This window comes from Thalassotalea fonticola (genome assembly GCF_032911225.1).
Lineage (GTDB): Bacteria > Pseudomonadota > Gammaproteobacteria > Enterobacterales > Alteromonadaceae > Thalassotalea_A > Thalassotalea_A fonticola.
In genome coordinates, this window is the sequence record NZ_CP136600.1 from 2,293,355 (window position 1) to 2,312,432 (window position 19,078).

Below are 19,078 nucleotides of genomic sequence, written 5' to 3' on the forward strand. Positions count from 1 at the left end.
AAACACAGATGAATTAGCCAATACCACATTGAAATTGACAACGTAATCATTTAACAGTAAATTTAGTTATAAACGTATCTTTTACACTAAATTAGTGTGGATGTTCTAATTAAACCCATGGCATTTAAATGAATAGCAAAAACCTTTATCAAAGCAAATCAGCTTTAATTTTCCTTACGCTCATCTTTTTATCAGTTAGCTTATTTTCACAAGCAGCAGTAACAGACAGAGCAAATGCAATCATTAAAGCCGATCATTATTCTTTGCATAATCAACTTTTTGACGATGGTAGTGACATGGTCTATGAACCATCTAAGATCACTGAGTTAGGGGCTGCATTTTCTATCGACTATACCGATCCTGGCGGCAACGGCATGGATGCTTATTTAAATGGCGGTGTAGGTGGCGTTAAAAGCGGTGGTGCTTGGCATCCTGGTGATTATTCATTAACTGGTATGCCGGTGCAAATCCAAAACCTTGATAACAGCTTTCGCCTGCAGTGGGATACCTTTCAAATAAATGCAGCTGATGCTAATGATAAATGGTGGGCTACTATCAATGTTATTTTTGATGCCGGCACTGAAACCTCAGAGCCCGTTGCCAGTGACAGAGATTTTGACATAGTAATTGAGTTTGAACGCTATGAACAAGATGAACTGACTGATAAAGCCAAAGAAAATAATACTTCTTATTGGTGGTTTGCTCGCAATTCAGACTCTAGCCTTAAACCATTCATATTAAACATAGACGGTGATGACTATGAATGGGGCGTACGCTATAAGTTTTTTCAATATCCTGTAGGCCATGCAAATGAACATAAGAACAATAAAGTTCACATTAAATATATTCCGATAGACAACAATAATGTTGCACCTTATTTAGACCACCCGTTAAAGACTTTTGTTGATAATGGTATTGACTATATTCAATATCTTAGCCTACCCGCTGAAGAGCTTGCCCTTGCTCAAGAGAAAGTTGCCGATGAAAATTTATGGATTAAGTCTGTTCAAGCAGGTTACGAAGTCTATACCGGGGAATTTACTATAGGGAATAAATATTTTAAAACACTTGTAGACACCAGCGCTCCAGAAAGTCCTGATAACTTATCAGCCACACAGACTGATAATGTGGTTAACTTATCGTGGGATCACATTTCTGAAGACGCGCTGCAAGGTTATAAAATTTATCGCTCTGTAAATGAAGGTATTTTTGAGTTATTAACTGACAATATATACTCGAATGACTTTATTGATGCAGACATTTTAGCTGATGTAAGCTACGAGTATTATGTTACCGCTTACGATCGTTCTTTTAATGAATCTAGCGCTTCTCAAACAGTGCAGGTGAATTTTGATGAAACAAACTCTGCTCCACAATGGCAGCAACAAAGCTTTACTTTAGACGATGTTTTAGCGGAGCAGAATTTTAGTATTCAGCTTATTGATTACGTAACTGACCATGATGGAGATCTGTTAAGTTTTTCGCTTGTTTCTGGCCCTGCTTGGTTATCTATATCTGCTCAAGGGCAATTAGCAGGAACACCTCCTGAAAGTGATGTCGGCTTAATAAGTATTGTTATAAGTGTAACTGATGATATTACCCCTGAAGCAAGCGCTGACATAAACTTCACTGTTTATAAAAATGAAACGCCTGACCCCCCGGTAACTCTTGAAGAGCCTAAAAGCTCTGGTGGAGGTAGCGTTTATTTCGCGCTTGCCCTGTCCGTTTTTTTAATAAGACGAAAACTATAATTGCATTTAAAAAATATATATTTGCTGTCTCTGCTATTTTATGAATTTTTTGTGCATAATAGAATTATCATAAAAAAAATAAGATGAGATCTAAGATGACAGCTAAAAAAAGACAACCGAAGAAAAAGCCAAGCAAGCATAAAGAAGTAAAAGCACAAACAAAGTGGTCAGATAATGTCTTTCTTTATACGGTATTTATTGTGGTGCCATTGCTTGTTGTATTGCTTTTAGTGCTTTAATTGAAGTAACTAAACACTAACATTATTACGCCCTGATTTTTTAGCTTTATACAAAGCTTGATCGGCAACTTTTAATGTTTGTTCAAAATTTTGTTTATTAGATCTGATCGCCACGCCAATAGAAATAGTAACACTTACTTTTTTATTGTTACTTTTACCATTCGATCGTTCCTCTTTAGTTTGCCTTTTAGGATCACGAATTACCATTTTATATTTGGCAATTAACTTACGTATTCGCTCTAGCTCTTGTTTACTTTGCACAAGTGATTTTCTTGGGAATACAATAGTGAACTCCTCTCCACCATAACGAAAAATTTTGCCGCCCTTTTTCACTTCGCTTAATTTACTGGCAACCAATTTCAATACTTGATCGCCAATATCATGACCATACTTATCATTGAATTTTTTAAAGTGATCAATATCAACCATTGCTATTGTGTATGAACTTCCCAACGAAAGGGATAATTGCTTTAGCGCTCGTCTAGATGGCAAGCCGGTAAGTTCATCACGATAAGCCAATGAATATGAATCGACCACCACCACCAAAATATAGTAACTAACCAATATAGTTAGAGTAATACTCCAAGGTAAGTCTAATAATTGATAATGTTCAAAACTCCATACCAGCACACTCACTAAAAGAGCAACCACTGACAAACTTGCAGTGCTTATACTTCGCCATAAGAGTAATAAAATAACGGTGAATAAAGGGACTTCAATAGGTAAATATGCCCCCCATGTTATAGAGTATTCGTTGGCTTTTAAAAACAGTAAAAACACATCGGAAGTAAACAGCCATAAATAAGCTGTAACACCACAAAGTACGATCAAAATTAGTTGGTAAAAACCATGCACTGACAGTACACCACGGTCTTTAATTAAGCCTAATAAACCACAAACAAGAAAACCATTTACCACTAACCAATTATTATTGGCTACAAGCCAGTTTGACCATGCCATGTTGGTGTTAATGGTGATATAAAACAGGCCTAAAATTGCGCTAAGAAAAGCAATACTACTATGGCTAAAGTAGGAAGAAAATAAAATAGTGATGATGAACAATCCATATAAAGATTGTTCGAAAATAGAAATTTTGGCAAGCCAAAAATGTTGAGTTTCCATTACTCCTAAAAAGATGGCTCCAATAATGAGCAAACTACTTAATGTGGCTTTAAATCCCTTAGCAACATTTTCCAAACAAAACTCCGTATTAGCAAGCCAAAAGTTTATTATTTATCTAACATTATCATAATGTTGTTTTATTTAGAGAGTAATTTTAGTTTATTTTTGAATAATAGTTATAATTATTTATGTTTTGCCCAAGGATCAAATTTTCCTGCGTTTCTTGAACGTGTTTTTTCTGCTTTTTTTACTCTAACTTCTTCGGCATGTTCAAGCGTTAGCGCAAGTGGCTCTCTAGGTTCTAATCCGTCTCTAAACCCTCTTGCTCTTGGTGGCATTTCAAATTCTTTATCGTCTGGCTTTGGCATTCTTTTAAATTTATACAAATAAAAGTCTTCAAGTTTTTCACGAGCCCATTCTGTTTTCTTTAAGAATTTTAAACTTGAAGTAATACTTGGGTTTGTTTTAAAGCAATTGATATTGGTATAAGCGGCAAGAATTTCAAAGCCATAATGATCAACCAACTCATTAACCAACACATCAAGCTTTAAACCATGCAATGGATTATTTTGCTGTTCTTCAACTGTACTCATCAACTTACCTAAATTTTTATTTATAAATGGCCTAAACAATAACTAGATTATAAATTCAGTCGGCGTAATTAGATAGCTTTATCCAATAAACAATCGCAAAGGGAAAAATAAAGTAGCAAAGTAAATATAGTCACTTTATTATCTGTGTTGGAATTTAATATCAAATAAAATAAAGAAGTTTAATGGCTAAAAAATATTACGTTGTTTGGAAAGGCACAAAAACGGGTGTCTTTGATGCATGGTCTACGGTGCAATCATTAACATCGGGGCAAGCCGATGCGCAATTTATGGGATTCCCCTCAAAAGCAGAAGCGGAGGCAGCTTTTCAATCTACCTATAGCAAAGCACTGATGAAGCGTTCTTTAACGAAATCACCTAATCAATCATCTACAACAACGAGTAAAACAAAGCCCGCTAGTAGCTCTAAAACGGCGATACCAGCAAAAATTTCTGACATTAATATTTATTGTGATGGCGCATGCTCACCTAACCCCGGTAAATCAGGTACAGGTATGGCTGTTTATGTTAAAAATGAGCTAAAAGAGCTTTGGTATGGTTTACACCAAGCAATGGGAACCAATAATACCGCCGAATTAAACGGCATGTTAGAAGCATTTCGCTATGCTTCACCATTCATTGCTAAAGGGCAAACAGTACAAGTTCTATCAGATTCAAAATATTCCATTGATTGCATAACTAAATGGGCAAAAGGCTGGCAGGCAAAAGGTTGGACTAGAGGTAAAGGTGAAGAAATTAAAAACCTCGAGATCATCAAAGAGTGTTTCACTTTATATAAACAACTAAACGCTAATTTAATTATCTCTCACGTAAAAGGTCATGCCAATATTGAAGGCAATGAACTTTCAGACAGAATGGCCGTATTAGCAAGAAAACAAAAAGAGCCAGGCTTTATTTCTTATACCAAGACTCTTGATATTAAAACCATCCTCGCTATGGAGTCTGGTTAGTTATAAATGAAAACCAGCCATTCGCCGGTTTTCAATACTTCTTTAGCTATTTGCTCTGCTCTAACACATTCTGAATATCATAATAGGCTTTTTGCGGTTGATAATTTTCATCCCAAATACCCGTTGTTATGGTCTTTTTGTTGCGAAAGTGTGGGCCGTCAGCTATCGTCCAAGCATTCCATGATACAACGCCGGTTTTACGGTTATTTAATAATGTTTGCACAATGTTAGCGTACGCTTTACCTACTAATTCAGCTTGATATGGCTTATCTTTATTCAAGTGTATATTGTTTTCAGTAACATGAAATTCGAAATTATTGGCGTGTGACCATTTTATCAGTTGATCAAACGTATTGATCGCGTCGCTATCCGGATCTGAAAATTCTGTGTACTCGGCGCGAAAATGAGCTTGCCAACCAATACCATCAACGCGTAAACCTAAATAACGCAGATAAATCACCAGCTCTTTCATTAACGCTATTGATTCAGGTGTTGTCATTCTATGCTGGTTAATGATCATTTTTAGATTTGGCGCATATTTATTCGCTTCAATAAATGATCGAACAATATATTTAGGTACACCCAGTTTTTTTAATAAAGGAAACTGATCAGGAATATCGGTAATAAATCCCATAGTTGTCCAAGGGTTTTCCCATTCTTTAACACCAGGTTTAGGGCCAAACCAAGTCCCTTCTTCAGTGATTGTTTCATTAACCACATCAAACCACTTTACGTGAGGTTCATTATTGTAACGTGCTGCCAATGCTTGCATAAATTCAATAAGGTTTGTCTCTAACTCTTGTGCTGTTCGTTTATCATTTTTTGCCCATCTGGATACTTGCGGGCTTATTGGGCCATGTATACGCACCAACTGATTATTTTTCTTGGCGATAGCAATCCAATGATCCGGTTTTTGCCATTGCCATTTGCCTGGAGCAGAGTGAATATGTGACTGCTTATAGATATTTGCCGGAGTAATATAACTAAATTCATTATTTAGCAACTCACCTTTAGGGCCAAACAATTCTCCATATTGAATCGTTCCACCGATATAGACATTTTCAGGATACTTATCTGCCACGATATCTTTAAACCGCCTCCCTTCTGGAGCTTTTATTGAATTGCTTTCAGATTCCACATCATCAGCCTGTACTTGCATACAACCAAAGAGCAAACCGATTAAAAGTATTGGTAAAGATTTTTTCATTGTTAAAGTGTTAACCATTTAAACTATCCGAGCCTGATGCTCGCTCCTTTAAGACCGTAAAATACGATATATAAATAACAAAAAACCGGCACTATAAACGCTAATTGAATACCAATTAAATCTGAGAACATGCCTTGAATCATTGGAATAACTGCCCCGCCCGCAATAGCAAGGCACATTAAACCAGATCCTTGACTGGTAGAGTTTCCTAAATCTTTTATCCCTAAGGTAAAAATAGTAGGGAACATTATTGAATTACATAACCCCACAGCTAAAATAGCCCACATAGCGATGGCACCTTCGCTAACCACTGCGGTTAGCACTAGTGCAGCAGCTATAAGCGCATTAAAAGTAAGGATTTTGTTTGCTGCTACATAGCGCATTACTGCTGCGCCGATAAAACGCCCCACCATAGCCCCTCCCCAATAATAAGCCACATACTTAGCTGCTTGTGATTGAGAAAAACCTACGATATGTTCTTCACCTAGAAAATTAATAATTAAACTACCAATGGCAACTTCAGCACCTACGTATACAAATATCCCTCCGGCACCAAGAAGCAAGTGCGGAGTTTTCCATACTGATATTTTGGCTTCATTTACATCCGTTTTATTGTCATTTTCATCTCGATGTAAATTGGGCAATTTCAACGCAACAAAAATAACAGCTAAGCAAAACAAAATGCAGGCAACAACTAAGTAAGGGAGCTTAACTGAATTTGCCTGCTCAGTTTTTACTATGGCTTGTTCAGCCATCGATAGCTGAGCAATTTCTTCTACGCCAAGTGCTACAGATGCCAAGATAAAAGCACCACCAATCAACGGTGCTATCGTCGTACCGAGTGAATTAAATGCTTGCGTTAAAGTCAGTCTACTTGAAGCTGTTTTGACCGGCCCAAGTAAAGTAACGTATGGATTAGCAGAAACTTGTAAAAAGGTGATACCTGAAGCTAACACAAAAAGTGCCAGTAAAAATATAGGGTACGATTGAATTGCAGCAGCAGGATAAAACGTTAAACAACCCGTGCCAGCAATACACAAGCCAGTAATAATTCCTGACTTATAGCCTATTTTTTTGACTATATTACCGGCAGGAATCGAGACGAGAAAATAAGCACTAAAAAAGCAAAATTGCACCAACATTGCTTGCGTATAATTTAGATCAAATACATTTTTTAAATGCGGTATTAATATGTCATTCAAACAGGCAACAAAACCCCACATAAAAAACAATGACGTTAGAATGATCAAAGTGAAATTTGCACTTAAACCAACGTCAGAATTGTTTGTGTTGCTCAATTGACTTTTAGTTTGCAAGTCAGACATACAGAACCTTTATTTTATAAAATGAGATTAATCTAAATTTTAGAAACATTTTAATGATATTTCTCGCAATTCTAGCCATAAATTAAATTAACAACCTAACGAGTATAAATATTTTTGATGTAGCACTATAACGGAAGCTTTTCCTGTAAATCAATATAAATTTCTAATTTTACCGCCCGTATTGACAACGTTATCTATTTTATTGCATAGTTGTTTTCAATGAAAAGTATAACGATCAATTTAACTGAACGATATCAGTTAGATTTTAATTAGGAAAGCCAACGTTGAGTAGAAGAATTACAATAAGAGATGTGGCTGACTTAGCTGGTGTGTCTGTAAAAACAGTCTCGAGAGTTTTAAATAAAGAACCAAATGTTAGACCTATTATGCAAGATAAGGTTAACTCTGCTGTAGCCCAATTAAATTTTAAGCCTAACCCTCAAGCCAGAGGGTTAAGAGGCAATAAAACTTTTATACTCACCTTACTTTACTCTAATCCTAACCCTGACTATATACTTGAAGTACAAAATGGGGCCATGGAACAGGGAAATGCAGAGGGATATAACTTACAGATATTTCCTTGTGATCATAAAAATGAAAATTTAATTGAAACGGTTAGCTCATTTCTAGAAGCTTCACCACAAGATGGCGTTATTCTTACCCTTCCCCTTAGTGATAATCTGCAACTGATTGAACTGTTAGAAAAGAAAGGCATTCCATATACGCGGATCTCACCATTTTACAGTGAACATAATTCACCATCGGTAGGCAGTGACGACCAAAAAGCAGCGTATGATATGACTAAATACTTGATATCTTTAGGCCATACAGATATCGCTTTTATTAAAGGTCATCCTGATCACTCAGATACAGACAAACGATTTTCAGGCTATAAACAAGCTCTTAATGAATATAACCTAAGCTTAAACGAAGAAATTATAAAGCAAGGCTTTTTTACGTTTGAATCAGGTGAAGATTGTGCAAGACAACTACTTGCGCAAAAGCAAAAACCTACAGCTATTTTTGCGAGTAATGATTGTATGGCAGCTGGAGTATTGAAAGTATCTAAACAACTTAACTTAGCAGTACCTGCAGATCTTACCATTGCAGGTTATGATGATACATCAGTGTCACAACAGGTTTGGCCGGCAATTACCACAGTAAAACAACCCATTCATCTACTTGGCAAGATGGCAACAAAGAAGCTTATTTGTAAAATAAAACAAAAGACCTGGGACGAAATACAGTCGATATTTGAATGTGAATTAGTGCTCAGAGATTCCTCTAGTATTTGCAACAGCACCACAAATTAAATGAGAATTTCAATGAAAGTATTTAGCCATTTTATTATCTCTACAACGGTTTTACTTAGTAGCGTGAGTTTTGCTGAGCAGCAAAAACCCAACATTTTATTACTCGTAGCTGAAGACATGAGCTCGCATGTTAAAGCATTTGGTGACGAAATAGCCATAACGCCAAATATTGACGCACTTGCTGAAAAAAGTGTTCTATACCCAAACTCTTTTACAACTGCTGGTGTGTGCGCACCTAGCCGTACAGGTTTGATCACCGGTGTTCACCAAGCGAGTATTGGTGGTCAACATATGCGAACAAGAGATTACAAAGAGTCTTCATACCGCGCCGTTCCAGATGAAAACATTAAAGCCTTTCCTGAGCTATTACGTAAAAATGGCTATTACACTTTTGTATCATCAAAATTAGATTACCAATTTAGCGAAATATCAGCAAACACTGGTCCTTTTACAATATGGGATTACGAAGGCAGTAAACCAGACTGGCAAGGTAGAGAACAAGATCAGCCGTTCTTTGGCATGTATCATTTCAACATAAGCCATGAAAGCGCCCTGTTTCCTGAAAAAATTAAAAATAACGTAGCCAAAGGCATTGTCAAACAAACAATCAAACCTGAACAAGTTACGGTTCCGGCTTATTACCCAGACACCAAAGTTGTTAGAGAAGCTATTGCTCAGGTTTATAACAATGTATCAGCAATGGACAGACAAGTTGGTGCAATATTAAAACGATTAAAAGCAGAAGGTTTAGCCGACGAGACCATTGTAATTTGGACCACAGATCACGGTGATGGCCTACCACGAGGCAAACGTGAAATTTATGACAGCGGTATAAAAGTACCTTTAGTAGTGCATTGGCCAGAAAAATATCGACCTGAGAATATGGCAAAACACGCTGTTAATGAACAATTAATTAGCTTTGTTGATTTAGCGCCATCAATTTTAACTATGGCTAATGTTGATGTACCTGGTTACATTCAAGGCTCGGCACTATTAGCAGATAATACTTTAACTAAGCGCGAGTATGTTTTTGCTTCTAAAGATAGACTTGATGAACAATATTTTTATGAACGTGCCGTTAGAAGTAGCGAGTTTAAATACATTCGCAACTATTTACCGAATAAACCAGGTGGCACTAGATTAGCCTATCGTGAACAGCTGCCTATTATGGGTGAGTTATGGCGTACTCTGGCAAACGGTGAAATGAATGATGCACAAAAAGCTTGGTTTTTACCAAGACCCAAAGAAGAGCTGTACAGCATAATCAACGACCCGGATGAAGTAATTAATCTTGCCGAAGACCCTGCTTATAAACAGCAATTAATGCAGATGCGCAGTGCCCTTACTAACTGGCAGCACAAAGTAAAAGATTACAGTAAATTAAAAGAAATTGAGCAAGCCAATATGTTTTGGCCACACGGTAATCAACCGGTTACCCCAGAGCCAACAATTACAGTGAATAACAAAAACTTAGCGGTACTAGCAAATAGCAATAATGGCGCCTCTCTTGGCTATCAACTTAACAAGGGTAAATGGCGTGTTTATAATCAACCATTTGTAGTTGAAAACGGTGATCAAATCACGGCCAAAGCGATACGTTATGGCTGGCAAGAAAGCCCAGAAATTCATATCACTGTGACTAAATAAGAAGAATCTAATGATTAATTTAAAGCAAATATTTACAGCGGCAGTATTAATTTTCTGCGCAAACATAACGCCTGCAATTGCTGCTAAAACAGTTGATTTAACCAGTGAAAACATCCGTTATTTAGGTACAAATTACGTCTATCATCAAGACAAGCAAGTGAGCTTTACTCGGCATAGTAAAGCAACCTTGGCCGTACCTAAAATGAAGTTGGCCTTTAACCCGGTAAAAGCACAAACAACATCCGGAATTGTCATTAATTTAGCAACGAAAAGCCAAGAAATAAACTTTGAATTTATTCCTCTTCCAAAAGAAAATAGGGGCTCAGAGTTTGCCCTTTATGAAAATGACCGATTAGTTAAAACGTTTAAGTTTAAACGAAAAGATAAAAAGTTTGCGCTCACATATGACAGTGGCAGCAAGCAATATAAAGAATATCGTTTAACGTTACCAAGTTGGTCTAATGTGGCGCTAAAAGCTATCACTTTAGATGATGATAGTGAACTTTTAGCAATTAAATCAGCACGAAAAGCTAAATACGTTGCCATGGGTGACTCTATTACTCATGGAGTCGGTCAAGGTTCAGCTACGCAGTTGACCTACCCTTACATTGTTTCACAAGCGCTTGATCTAGAACTATTTAATATTGCTGTAGGTGGTGGCAAAACATCAATTCCAACGGCTGAAATGTTAAAAGACTTCGATGATATTAAACTATTAACTTTGCTAATTGGTTACAATGACTGGAATTCTCCAAAAGCCGATGTTGCAGTGTATCAATCAAATTTAGAGCGAATGTTAACCAGTATCCGCAAATATCACCCTGAAACGACCATATATTGCATTACACCACTTTTTACAAAATCGACAAAGGCCAAGCATGTTAACCAACCAATGCAAGCTTATCGTCAAGCAGTAATTGATGTTGTAAAAGCAAGACAACTCTCTGGCGACATTAACATTAATGTCATTGAGGGTGATAAAATAACCTCAGTTAAAAATTTACGAGAAGATAACCCTAAAGACCCGGTGCATCTAGGCATAAATGGCGCTCGTTTATTTGCTGAACAATTAATCAAATTAATAAAATAATTTTCAATTAAGCTATTTTACAAAAACTTTACACGGTAAAACACAACAGCAATTGACACCGTTGTCAAACTCTGTATTCTATTAATCTCAAAAAATAATTACCAGGTGCATTATGCGTACAAAAACAATCTTAACTTGGTTAGGCTCTGCAACTTTAGCTTTAAGCTTCACAGTACCTGCAATTGCCAAGCAGCCAACGTCTTCACAAAGTAAGCCTAATGTGCTTTTTCTAATGGTTGATGATATGCGGGTTAATTATGGACCTTATGCTGAGCAAGCTCCTAAAACACCAAATATTGACAAACTCGCCACTAATGGTGTCGCATTTAATAGAGCCTACAGTAATATCCCAGTTTGTGGTGCATCTCGAGCGAGCTTGCTAACTGGCATTAGAGGGACTAAAGACCGCTTTTTAGCGTTCAACACCGCAGATAAAGATACACCGCAAGCAGTAAGTCTTGCTCAACATTTTAAAGATAATGGCTATACAACAGTAAGCCTTGGTAAAGTATTCAACAACCAATTTGATAAAAAAGCTGGTTGGTCAAAAGCTCCATGGCGTCCTAGTGATAAATTGAAACTTAAAGGTAAAAAAAATGCTCGTGCTAACTTAAAAATACGCCATGATTACCAAACTCAAAGTGCCAACGACATTTTCGATAAAACAGATAAAAACAGTTTAGCTTATGAAAGTGCTGATGTTAGTGACTTCACTTACCTGAACGGCCAAATTGCCGAGCAGGCAATTAAAGAGTTACAACAGTTTAAAGAAGCAAAACAGCCCTTCTTTTTAGCTGTAGGCCTTAAAAAACCACACCTTCCTTTTAATTCGCCACAAAAATATTGGGATATGTACAAACCTGAAGACTTGCCAGTAGCAAAAACAAATTCATTACCCGAAACAGCACCACAGCAAGCAAAACATACTTGGGGCGAGTTACGAAATTATTACGACATTCCTACTGAAGGTCCTATCCCTGCAGACAAGGCACAAAATTTAGTTCATGGCTACTATGCAGCAACAAGCTATTCTGATGCATTAATAGGCTTAGTATTGGCGGAATTAGATGCTCTTGAACTTGACGAGAATACCATTGTAGTTGTTTGGGGCGATCATGGTTGGAGCTTAGGCGAACATGGTTTATGGGCTAAACATTCATCATTTAATGTTGCCAACCAAATTCCACTCATTATTAAGGCGCCAACAATGCCTACAGGAACCTCAGTTGAAGGTGTTGTTGAGTCTGTCGATATTTACCCAACACTAGTTGAGTTATCAAATATTCCAACTATGAACAATATCGATGGAACAAGCCTTGTACCGCAATTAAAAGACCCAAAGGCTAAGGGCAAAGATGCCGTATTCACTCGCTGGAAAACTGCAGATACTATTCGCACTGTACGTTTCCACTATACCGAGTGGCGCAACAAACAAGGTAAAGTTACCGCTCGCATGCTGTATGACCACCAAGTTGATCCACAAGAATTGGTCAATATTGCAGAACAAGAAAAATATAAAAATGTTGTCGCCAATTTAAAAAAACAACTTCAGCAACAAATCGACTTAGCTAATAAATCATAATTTATCGTTGATAAAAATTTCAGGAAAATTAAATGAACTTTAAACTAAAATTAATCGCAGCTGCGATGTTAAGCGCCGGAGTAATATCTTGCGCAGAAGTTAACACTAATGCTCCCACTGCCGAACAAGTTAACCCATTAACTCAGCGCTTGGCCGATCGCCTAGCAACTGTTGAGCAAGGTGTTGAAAAGTTACTTGCACAACTTACTTTGGAAGAAAAAGTATCGCTGGTTCATGCAAACAGTAAATTTGCCATAGCATCTGTAGAACGCTTAGGTATCCACGAAATGTGGATGAGTGATGGTCCTCATGGAGTTCGCCAAGAGGTATCTCGGGACAGTTGGAAATCTGCGGGTTGGACTGATGATCAGTCAACTTACTTACCCCCACTAACTACCGTAGCGGCAAGTTGGAATCCAGAAATGGCAAAACTGCACGGCAACGTTCTTGGCGCTGAAGCTAGGCATCGCCGTAAAGACGTAATTTTAGGACCAGGTGTTAACTTGGCGCGCTTACCAACTTATGGTCGTAACTTTGAATATTTTGGAGAAGATCCTTATCTTGCATCAATTATGGTCATTCCAGAAATCAAAGCCATTCAAGCAAACGATGTCGCCGCTAACTTAAAACATTACGCCCTAAATACTCAAGAATTAAATCGTCAAAAAGTTGACGCTATACCGGATGAACGCACGTTACGTGAAGTTTACTTACCTGTTTTTGAAGCCGGCGTAAAAGAAGCCGATGTTTATACCATTATGGGCGCATACAATAGTTTTCGCGGCACAAACGCCAATCAAAGCAAACACTTAGTGAATGATATTTTAAAAGGTGAATGGGGCTTTGATGGCGTACTTTTAACTGATTGGGACGTGAATATTAATACCTATGACGCTGCTATGAACGGTCTAGATATTGAAATGGGTACTCGTGCTGATAGTTATGATGACTATAAATTAGCTCAGCCATTTTTAAAAATGCTTAAAGAAGGCAAAATCCCGGTTGCAGTATTAGATGATAAGGTTCGTCGTATATTACGGGTGCAACTTCGCATTGGCATGATGGACAAAAATCGTTTATCTGGACAACGTAATATTCCAGAACACCGAGAAGCTGCGCGTAAAATAGCAGAAGAAGGTATCGTATTACTGAAAAACGAAAGTGTATTACCATTAGATAAAGATAGCGTTAAAAATATCTTAGTACTTGGTCCTAATACCGACAGAGCACATGGTAAAGGTGGTGGTTCTTCACAAGTAAAATCACTGTATGAAATTACGCCATTGCAAGGGTTACAAGCAAAACTTGGAGGTGACGTAAACATTACTATGCTACGTACCCGCCCAGATACCGGCATTCCAGCAATTGCTGGTGATTACATAATTAAGAGTAACCCAGGTACAGGAACACCAGCATGGCAAGTGTCAAACTGGAAAGAAAAAGCGCGTAAAAACTGGAAGCATTGGTCATGGGTTCCAGATTCTGCTTATACCGCACCAGCAGATTCAAGCATGGAGCATGTCACCATGAAAACCACCATCAAGCCATTAGAGTCAGGCGTACATACCTTGAAACTAAGTACTATTGGTGATTTTAGATTAAAAGTAAATGGCAAAAAAGTGTTAGCTCACTCAAGTGAAGATGGAAAGGAGTTCAACTACCCTCTTGAGCTAAGCACAGACAAAGAGTACAAATTTGAAATTCAATACGATGGCAATCAAAACTTTGTTTTAGGCTGGGATGCACCTAGTAGTTTATTTGCCAGTAAAGAAGACTACATTGCTGCTGCAAAAGTTGCAGATGCCGTTATTTACTTTGGTGGTTTAAGCCATGCGGATGATCGTGAATCGCAAGACCGGGTAGATATGAAACTACCAAATGGTCAAGATGAAGTTATTTCTAATCTGCTCAGCGCAAACCCTGACACAGTGGTATTTTTAAATGCCGGCTCGGCGGTTGAAATGCCATGGGTAAACGATGCGAAAGCTATTATGTGGGGCTGGTACGGCGGTATGGAAGGCGGCCACGCTTATGCAGATGCTATTTTTGGAGACATTAATCCAAGCGGTAAAATGCCGATCACTTTACCCGTAGCTTTAGAAGATACTGCGGCAATCGCACTAAACGATTACAACTCAAAAGAGTCATTTTACAAAGAAGGTGTATTTATCGGTTACCGCTGGTTTGAACAACAAAATATTGAACCTATATTCCCGTTTGGCCATGGTTTATCCTATACCTCATTTAGTTATGACAAGGTTGAACTTTCAAGCGCATCTTTCACTGAGGGTGGCACATTAGATGTAAGCGTAACAATTACCAATACAGGTGATGTCGGCGGTGCCGAAATTGTCCAACTTTACCTTAATGATGTAGAGGCCAGTGTTGACCGTCCAGCGAAAGAACTTAAAGGGTTTAAAAAGGTCTGGTTAAACCCGGGAGAGAGCAAAACAGTTAGCATGGTGCTAAAACCTCGAGACCTGTCTTTCTGGGACGTTAACAGCAATGACTGGCTGATAGAATCTGGTAAGTTTGAGGTAATGATTGGCTCTTCTGTAGCAAATATCAAACTTTCTGACAGTTTTAATTATCAGTAACAATATTTAATACAACGTTAATAAAGGCCTGAAAATGTTAATATTTTCAGGCCTTTTTGTTAGCTCAAAGTCAATCTGTAAAGATATGTAAATATTTCTCTTGATAACGATGTCAAATATGATAGATTACATACTGAACAATTTTTATATCAATCGCTAAAAAAATAAATGTAGAAACGCGATTTTAAAAACTAAGGCTCCGGGGGAGTAAATATGAAATCCACAAAACAAAGTTCCGTTAAATTATCTAGTTTAACTAAAGCGATAGCTTTAGCGTTAACGCTACCAGTTGCTGTACACGCAGCTGAAGATCCAAATTTCCCAGACTTAAGTACCTCTGGTGAAACAGTAATGAGTCATAAGTCAGAAACTGGTTTGAACTTGCTTCACAATGGTACCTTAGAAACCTGTATCAAAGATGTGGATGCCAATAATGATTATTTCACCGCGAACCCTGCATCTTTATGTGATACAGAAGCAGACTACACTTGGGGCTTTGCAAATTTCTCGCGTAGCACTGATACCGGTGATGGTAGTACTTATTCATTAAATTCAAAGCTGGCAAAAGGGACTCGTAAAGCCGACCCTGAATTTGTTAGCGTAACAGGTGTTACTAAACTTTATTTAAAAGCAGATATAAAAGTTTTAGCCGCAGGCGGCAGTAAAGCTGACCGACTGAGAATTAAAATTCCTAAAAAAGCAGATCCATCAAAATATGCCTATTTAAATATAGACATGCCAACAGCAGCTGGTGATTGGGAAACTGTTAGTAAAGAGTTTGATCTTACCGGTAATATCAACTTTGATGTTCCTTATACAGGTGATATCGCATTCTTTATGGCAACCGAAGATGGTAACGAAGTTTTAGTAGATAACGTAATAATGTTTTCTGATGTCGATTTTGATAATTATGAACCTGTAAGTAATGCCCCTGATACAGATGGCGATGGCTTCTCAGATGATGATGAAAATGCAGTTTTCAGTGATCCAAATGATATCGATATTACACCTTTAAATGCTGATAATGATGATGATGGCTACCTGAACACTGAAGAAATTGCAGCAGGTACAGACCATGAAGACCCGTTTGATAATCCTGGCAGTGTAGATACTGACGGTGATGGCTATTTCGATGCGGAAGAAATCGCCGAAGGCAGTGATGTAAATGATATTAATAAAACTCCAATTGATTTAGATGGCGATGGTTATGAAAACTCTTTACTAAGCTCAGGTTCAATCTACAACGGCACAGATAGCTTCCCAGAAAATGCCGATGCATCTATGGATAGCGACGATGATGGCTACCCGGATCAATATAACGTTTCTTGTGATGATGTATGTCAAGAATCATCAGAGTTAATACTTGATGCTGCAACTATGATCGACCGTTACGAAGCATACTTAGATGTTGATTTAGATGGTCAACCTGAAAGCTTTATCGTTGCCGAATGTAAAGAAGGCAATGTTATTGAAGGTGCTGACCTTGCAGAGTGTAATGGTTTAATCTTAGATACTGATTTTGATTCTGACGAAGACAGCTACTCAGATCAAGTTGAAGAAGAGGCAGGTAGTGATCCACTTAATGCTAATTCTACCCCACTTGATTTAGATGGAGATGGCTGGGAAAATGCTGCTGATTTCTACCCTGACAACGCCTATGGAAGTTTGAAAGGAACTAATGTTCTAGATAATCTTGGTGATAACATTGTACCTAATACAGGTAACTGGGATGCAAATAAGCTGGTAGCAACTGATAGAAATGGCGAAGAATCGCCAATGTATAAGATCATTGAAACAAGTTCAGAGACCCGAATCACCGGCCCTGAAATTCTGATCCCGCAAGGTAATGAAGCAACAATTGTCCGTATTTCAGCATGGTTAAAACTCTCAGGCATCGACGACTTATCTGTACTGGACAAAATCTTTATCCGTGGATTAGTAAAACACAGTTATGAAGATGGTACTAAAGTTACAAAGCGTCCTGGTTATTATGTGAATACAGCGAACGAAGATGGCATTGCGAAAGAAGAGCTGCTCTTTAATAATGGTTGGGTAAGAGTTGAATCATTTACTGAATTAGAAGAAGCTATAACACATTTCCAACCTGAACTTGCTTTAAAAGCAAAAGGCACAGGTGAACTTGAACTAATAATTGATGATCTTGAAGTAAGCTTTGTTGAAAATCACGATACTGACGAAGATCTTATTATCGATGTTCTAGATATGGATGATGATAACGACAGTATTAAGGACGGTTTAGATGAATCACCATTGGGGGATAATAGCGTTGATTTAGATGCTGACGGCATTTGGGATGCATATGATGATGACTTAGATAATGATTTAATTGCAAATGCTCTTGATACCAGCTTTACACCATTAATACCGAGCGAATTAGAAGTTGTCGATAATGGCGCTAGCTTTATGGTTACAGCTGATGCGATTGCAGATACCAATGTTACCTATCGCTGGCTTGTTAGACAACCTGATGGCTCTGAAACTGAATTGGGTGAAAGTGGAAATTCGATTGCTATAACCGTTGCTGATTATCCAGAAGGCTTTCAAGTATTAGTTAAAGTTGTTGCTGAAACAATAGACGACGAGTCATTAGTGAAACAAACTGTTGTGCAAATGCCTGGTGAGAAACAAAACTTTGTACCACAAATTAGCGACACTGAGCCGACAACTGATAACCTAGCAGATAGCATCACTTTCACTGCAGATGTCTTCGACATCGATGAAGATGATATTATTTCTTATGCTTGGACAGTTAACGGTATTGCTTTAGATGATACAACAAGTGCCCTTTCAATTAAAAATAGTGATTATCCAGAGCCTGGCACATCACTTGAGATCACCCTAACAGTAAGTGATGGTAAAGATACCGCAACAAAAACGTGGAATGTTATCACTAACCAATTACCTGAAGTAAATATAGTTAAAACAGCTATTGATGCTGACGTTACAACATTCTCTGTTGGTTATGAAGATACTGACGGTAACTTAGTATTAGGTGTTCAAGATGTTGAAATGGACTCGTTTACTTACCTGTGGAGCATGACCGTCGACGGCGTAGATTACCCATTAGAAGAAACTGAGGCCAATGGCCGAGAGTTCAGTATTGACCGTTTTGATTTTCAGGCAGGTAGTGTAATTGAGCTTTCTATTACTGTTACGGATATGAATCGTGCAACACATGTTGTTACGCAGACTGTTTCTCATACTTTAACGCCAATTGCTACTGAAAATACTGAAGATGAAATTTACCCAGAAGGTGAAGATGGTGGTGCTACTTGGTGGTTATTAGCGTTGCTAGTACCAGCATTTATTCGCAGACGTTTTTGTAAATAATACTTAGTAGTACAAATCGCTTTAAAGGCACAGTAATGTGCCTTTTTTTATAGCTGTTTGTTACAGTTTCCTACTATCTTTTACCCTTGTCACACTTGAGACTAGTGCCAATATAACGCAATGTAATCAAAAACCTAACGGCAGTTAAGAGATCAGCAGCCGTTGACGCTTTAAATAACTCCATCAGCGAATGCCACTTTCCGGACGGTTTTAAATACTTAAATTCACGCCTAATCAACAGCAAATTTACTACGGCTAACTTTTCAAAATATTTGATTACAGTGGGTGTCTGC

13 protein-coding genes are annotated in these 19,078 nt (G+C 37.8%); 9 read left to right on the forward strand and 4 right to left on the reverse strand.

Annotation, left to right across the window (positions count from 1 at the left end):
- The first annotated feature begins 128 nt into the window (after positions 1-128).
- Positions 129-1,751, forward strand: a complete 1,623-nt coding sequence (locus tag RI844_RS09375) for a putative Ig domain-containing protein (protein WP_348398184.1) — start codon at positions 129-131, stop codon at positions 1,749-1,751.
- A 95-nt stretch (positions 1,752-1,846) separates the two neighbouring features.
- Positions 1,847-1,990, forward strand: coding sequence for a hypothetical protein (locus RI844_RS09380; protein WP_348398185.1), 144 nt, complete (start codon positions 1,847-1,849; stop codon positions 1,988-1,990).
- A 9-nt stretch (positions 1,991-1,999) separates the two neighbouring features.
- On the opposite strand, the gene RI844_RS09385 is transcribed toward RI844_RS09380, so the two are convergent.
- A complete protein-coding gene (locus RI844_RS09385) occupies positions 2,000-3,187 on the reverse strand; it encodes a GGDEF domain-containing protein (protein WP_348398186.1) in 1,188 nt (395 codons plus the stop codon).
- A gap of 107 nt (positions 3,188-3,294) precedes the next feature.
- Positions 3,295-3,705, reverse strand: coding sequence for a VF530 family protein (locus tag RI844_RS09390; RefSeq protein WP_348398187.1), 411 nt, complete (start codon positions 3,703-3,705; stop codon positions 3,295-3,297).
- Positions 3,706-3,887: 182 nt separating this feature from the next.
- Between RI844_RS09390 and RI844_RS09395 the strand changes: the two genes are divergently transcribed.
- Positions 3,888-4,673 carry a ribonuclease H family protein gene (locus RI844_RS09395; RefSeq protein ID WP_348398188.1) on the forward strand — a complete coding sequence of 262 codons (786 nt, stop codon included), beginning with the start codon at positions 3,888-3,890 and terminating at the stop codon, positions 4,671-4,673.
- A 46-nt stretch (positions 4,674-4,719) separates the two neighbouring features.
- Here RI844_RS09395 and RI844_RS09400 read toward each other — a convergent pair whose 3' ends face one another.
- Entirely contained in the window at positions 4,720-5,898 is a 1,179-nt protein-coding gene (locus RI844_RS09400; RefSeq protein WP_348398189.1) for an endo-1,4-beta-xylanase, read from the reverse strand.
- Positions 5,899-5,903: 5 nt separating this feature from the next.
- Positions 5,904-7,205, reverse strand: a complete 1,302-nt coding sequence (gene fucP / locus RI844_RS09405) for an L-fucose:H+ symporter permease (protein WP_348398190.1) — start codon at positions 7,203-7,205, stop codon at positions 5,904-5,906.
- Between the two features lie 284 nt (positions 7,206-7,489).
- Between fucP and RI844_RS09410 the strand changes: the two genes are divergently transcribed.
- From RI844_RS09410 to RI844_RS09435, 6 genes are all read left to right on the forward strand, one after another.
- The gene (locus RI844_RS09410) at positions 7,490-8,518 is read left to right on the forward strand and encodes a LacI family DNA-binding transcriptional regulator (RefSeq protein ID WP_348398191.1); all 1,029 of its coding nucleotides are present in this window, start codon (positions 7,490-7,492) and stop codon (positions 8,516-8,518) included.
- Between the two features lie 12 nt (positions 8,519-8,530).
- Positions 8,531-10,165 (forward strand): sulfatase family protein, encoded by a 1,635-nt coding sequence (locus tag RI844_RS09415; protein ID WP_348398192.1) that lies wholly within the window; start codon positions 8,531-8,533, stop codon positions 10,163-10,165.
- Between the two features lie 10 nt (positions 10,166-10,175).
- On the forward strand, positions 10,176-11,255 hold the full coding sequence (locus RI844_RS09420) for an SGNH/GDSL hydrolase family protein (RefSeq protein ID WP_348398193.1): 1,080 nt from the start codon (positions 10,176-10,178) through the stop codon (positions 11,253-11,255).
- A gap of 112 nt (positions 11,256-11,367) precedes the next feature.
- Entirely contained in the window at positions 11,368-12,837 is a 1,470-nt protein-coding gene (locus tag RI844_RS09425; RefSeq protein ID WP_348398194.1) for a sulfatase, read from the forward strand.
- A gap of 32 nt (positions 12,838-12,869) precedes the next feature.
- Positions 12,870-15,434, forward strand: coding sequence for a beta-glucosidase (locus tag RI844_RS09430; RefSeq protein WP_348398195.1), 2,565 nt, complete (start codon positions 12,870-12,872; stop codon positions 15,432-15,434).
- Between the two features lie 213 nt (positions 15,435-15,647).
- Positions 15,648-18,785: a hypothetical protein gene (locus RI844_RS09435; RefSeq protein ID WP_348398196.1), complete on the forward strand. Its 3,138-nt coding sequence runs from the start codon at positions 15,648-15,650 to the stop codon at positions 18,783-18,785.
- The last annotated feature ends 293 nt before the right edge of the window (positions 18,786-19,078 follow it).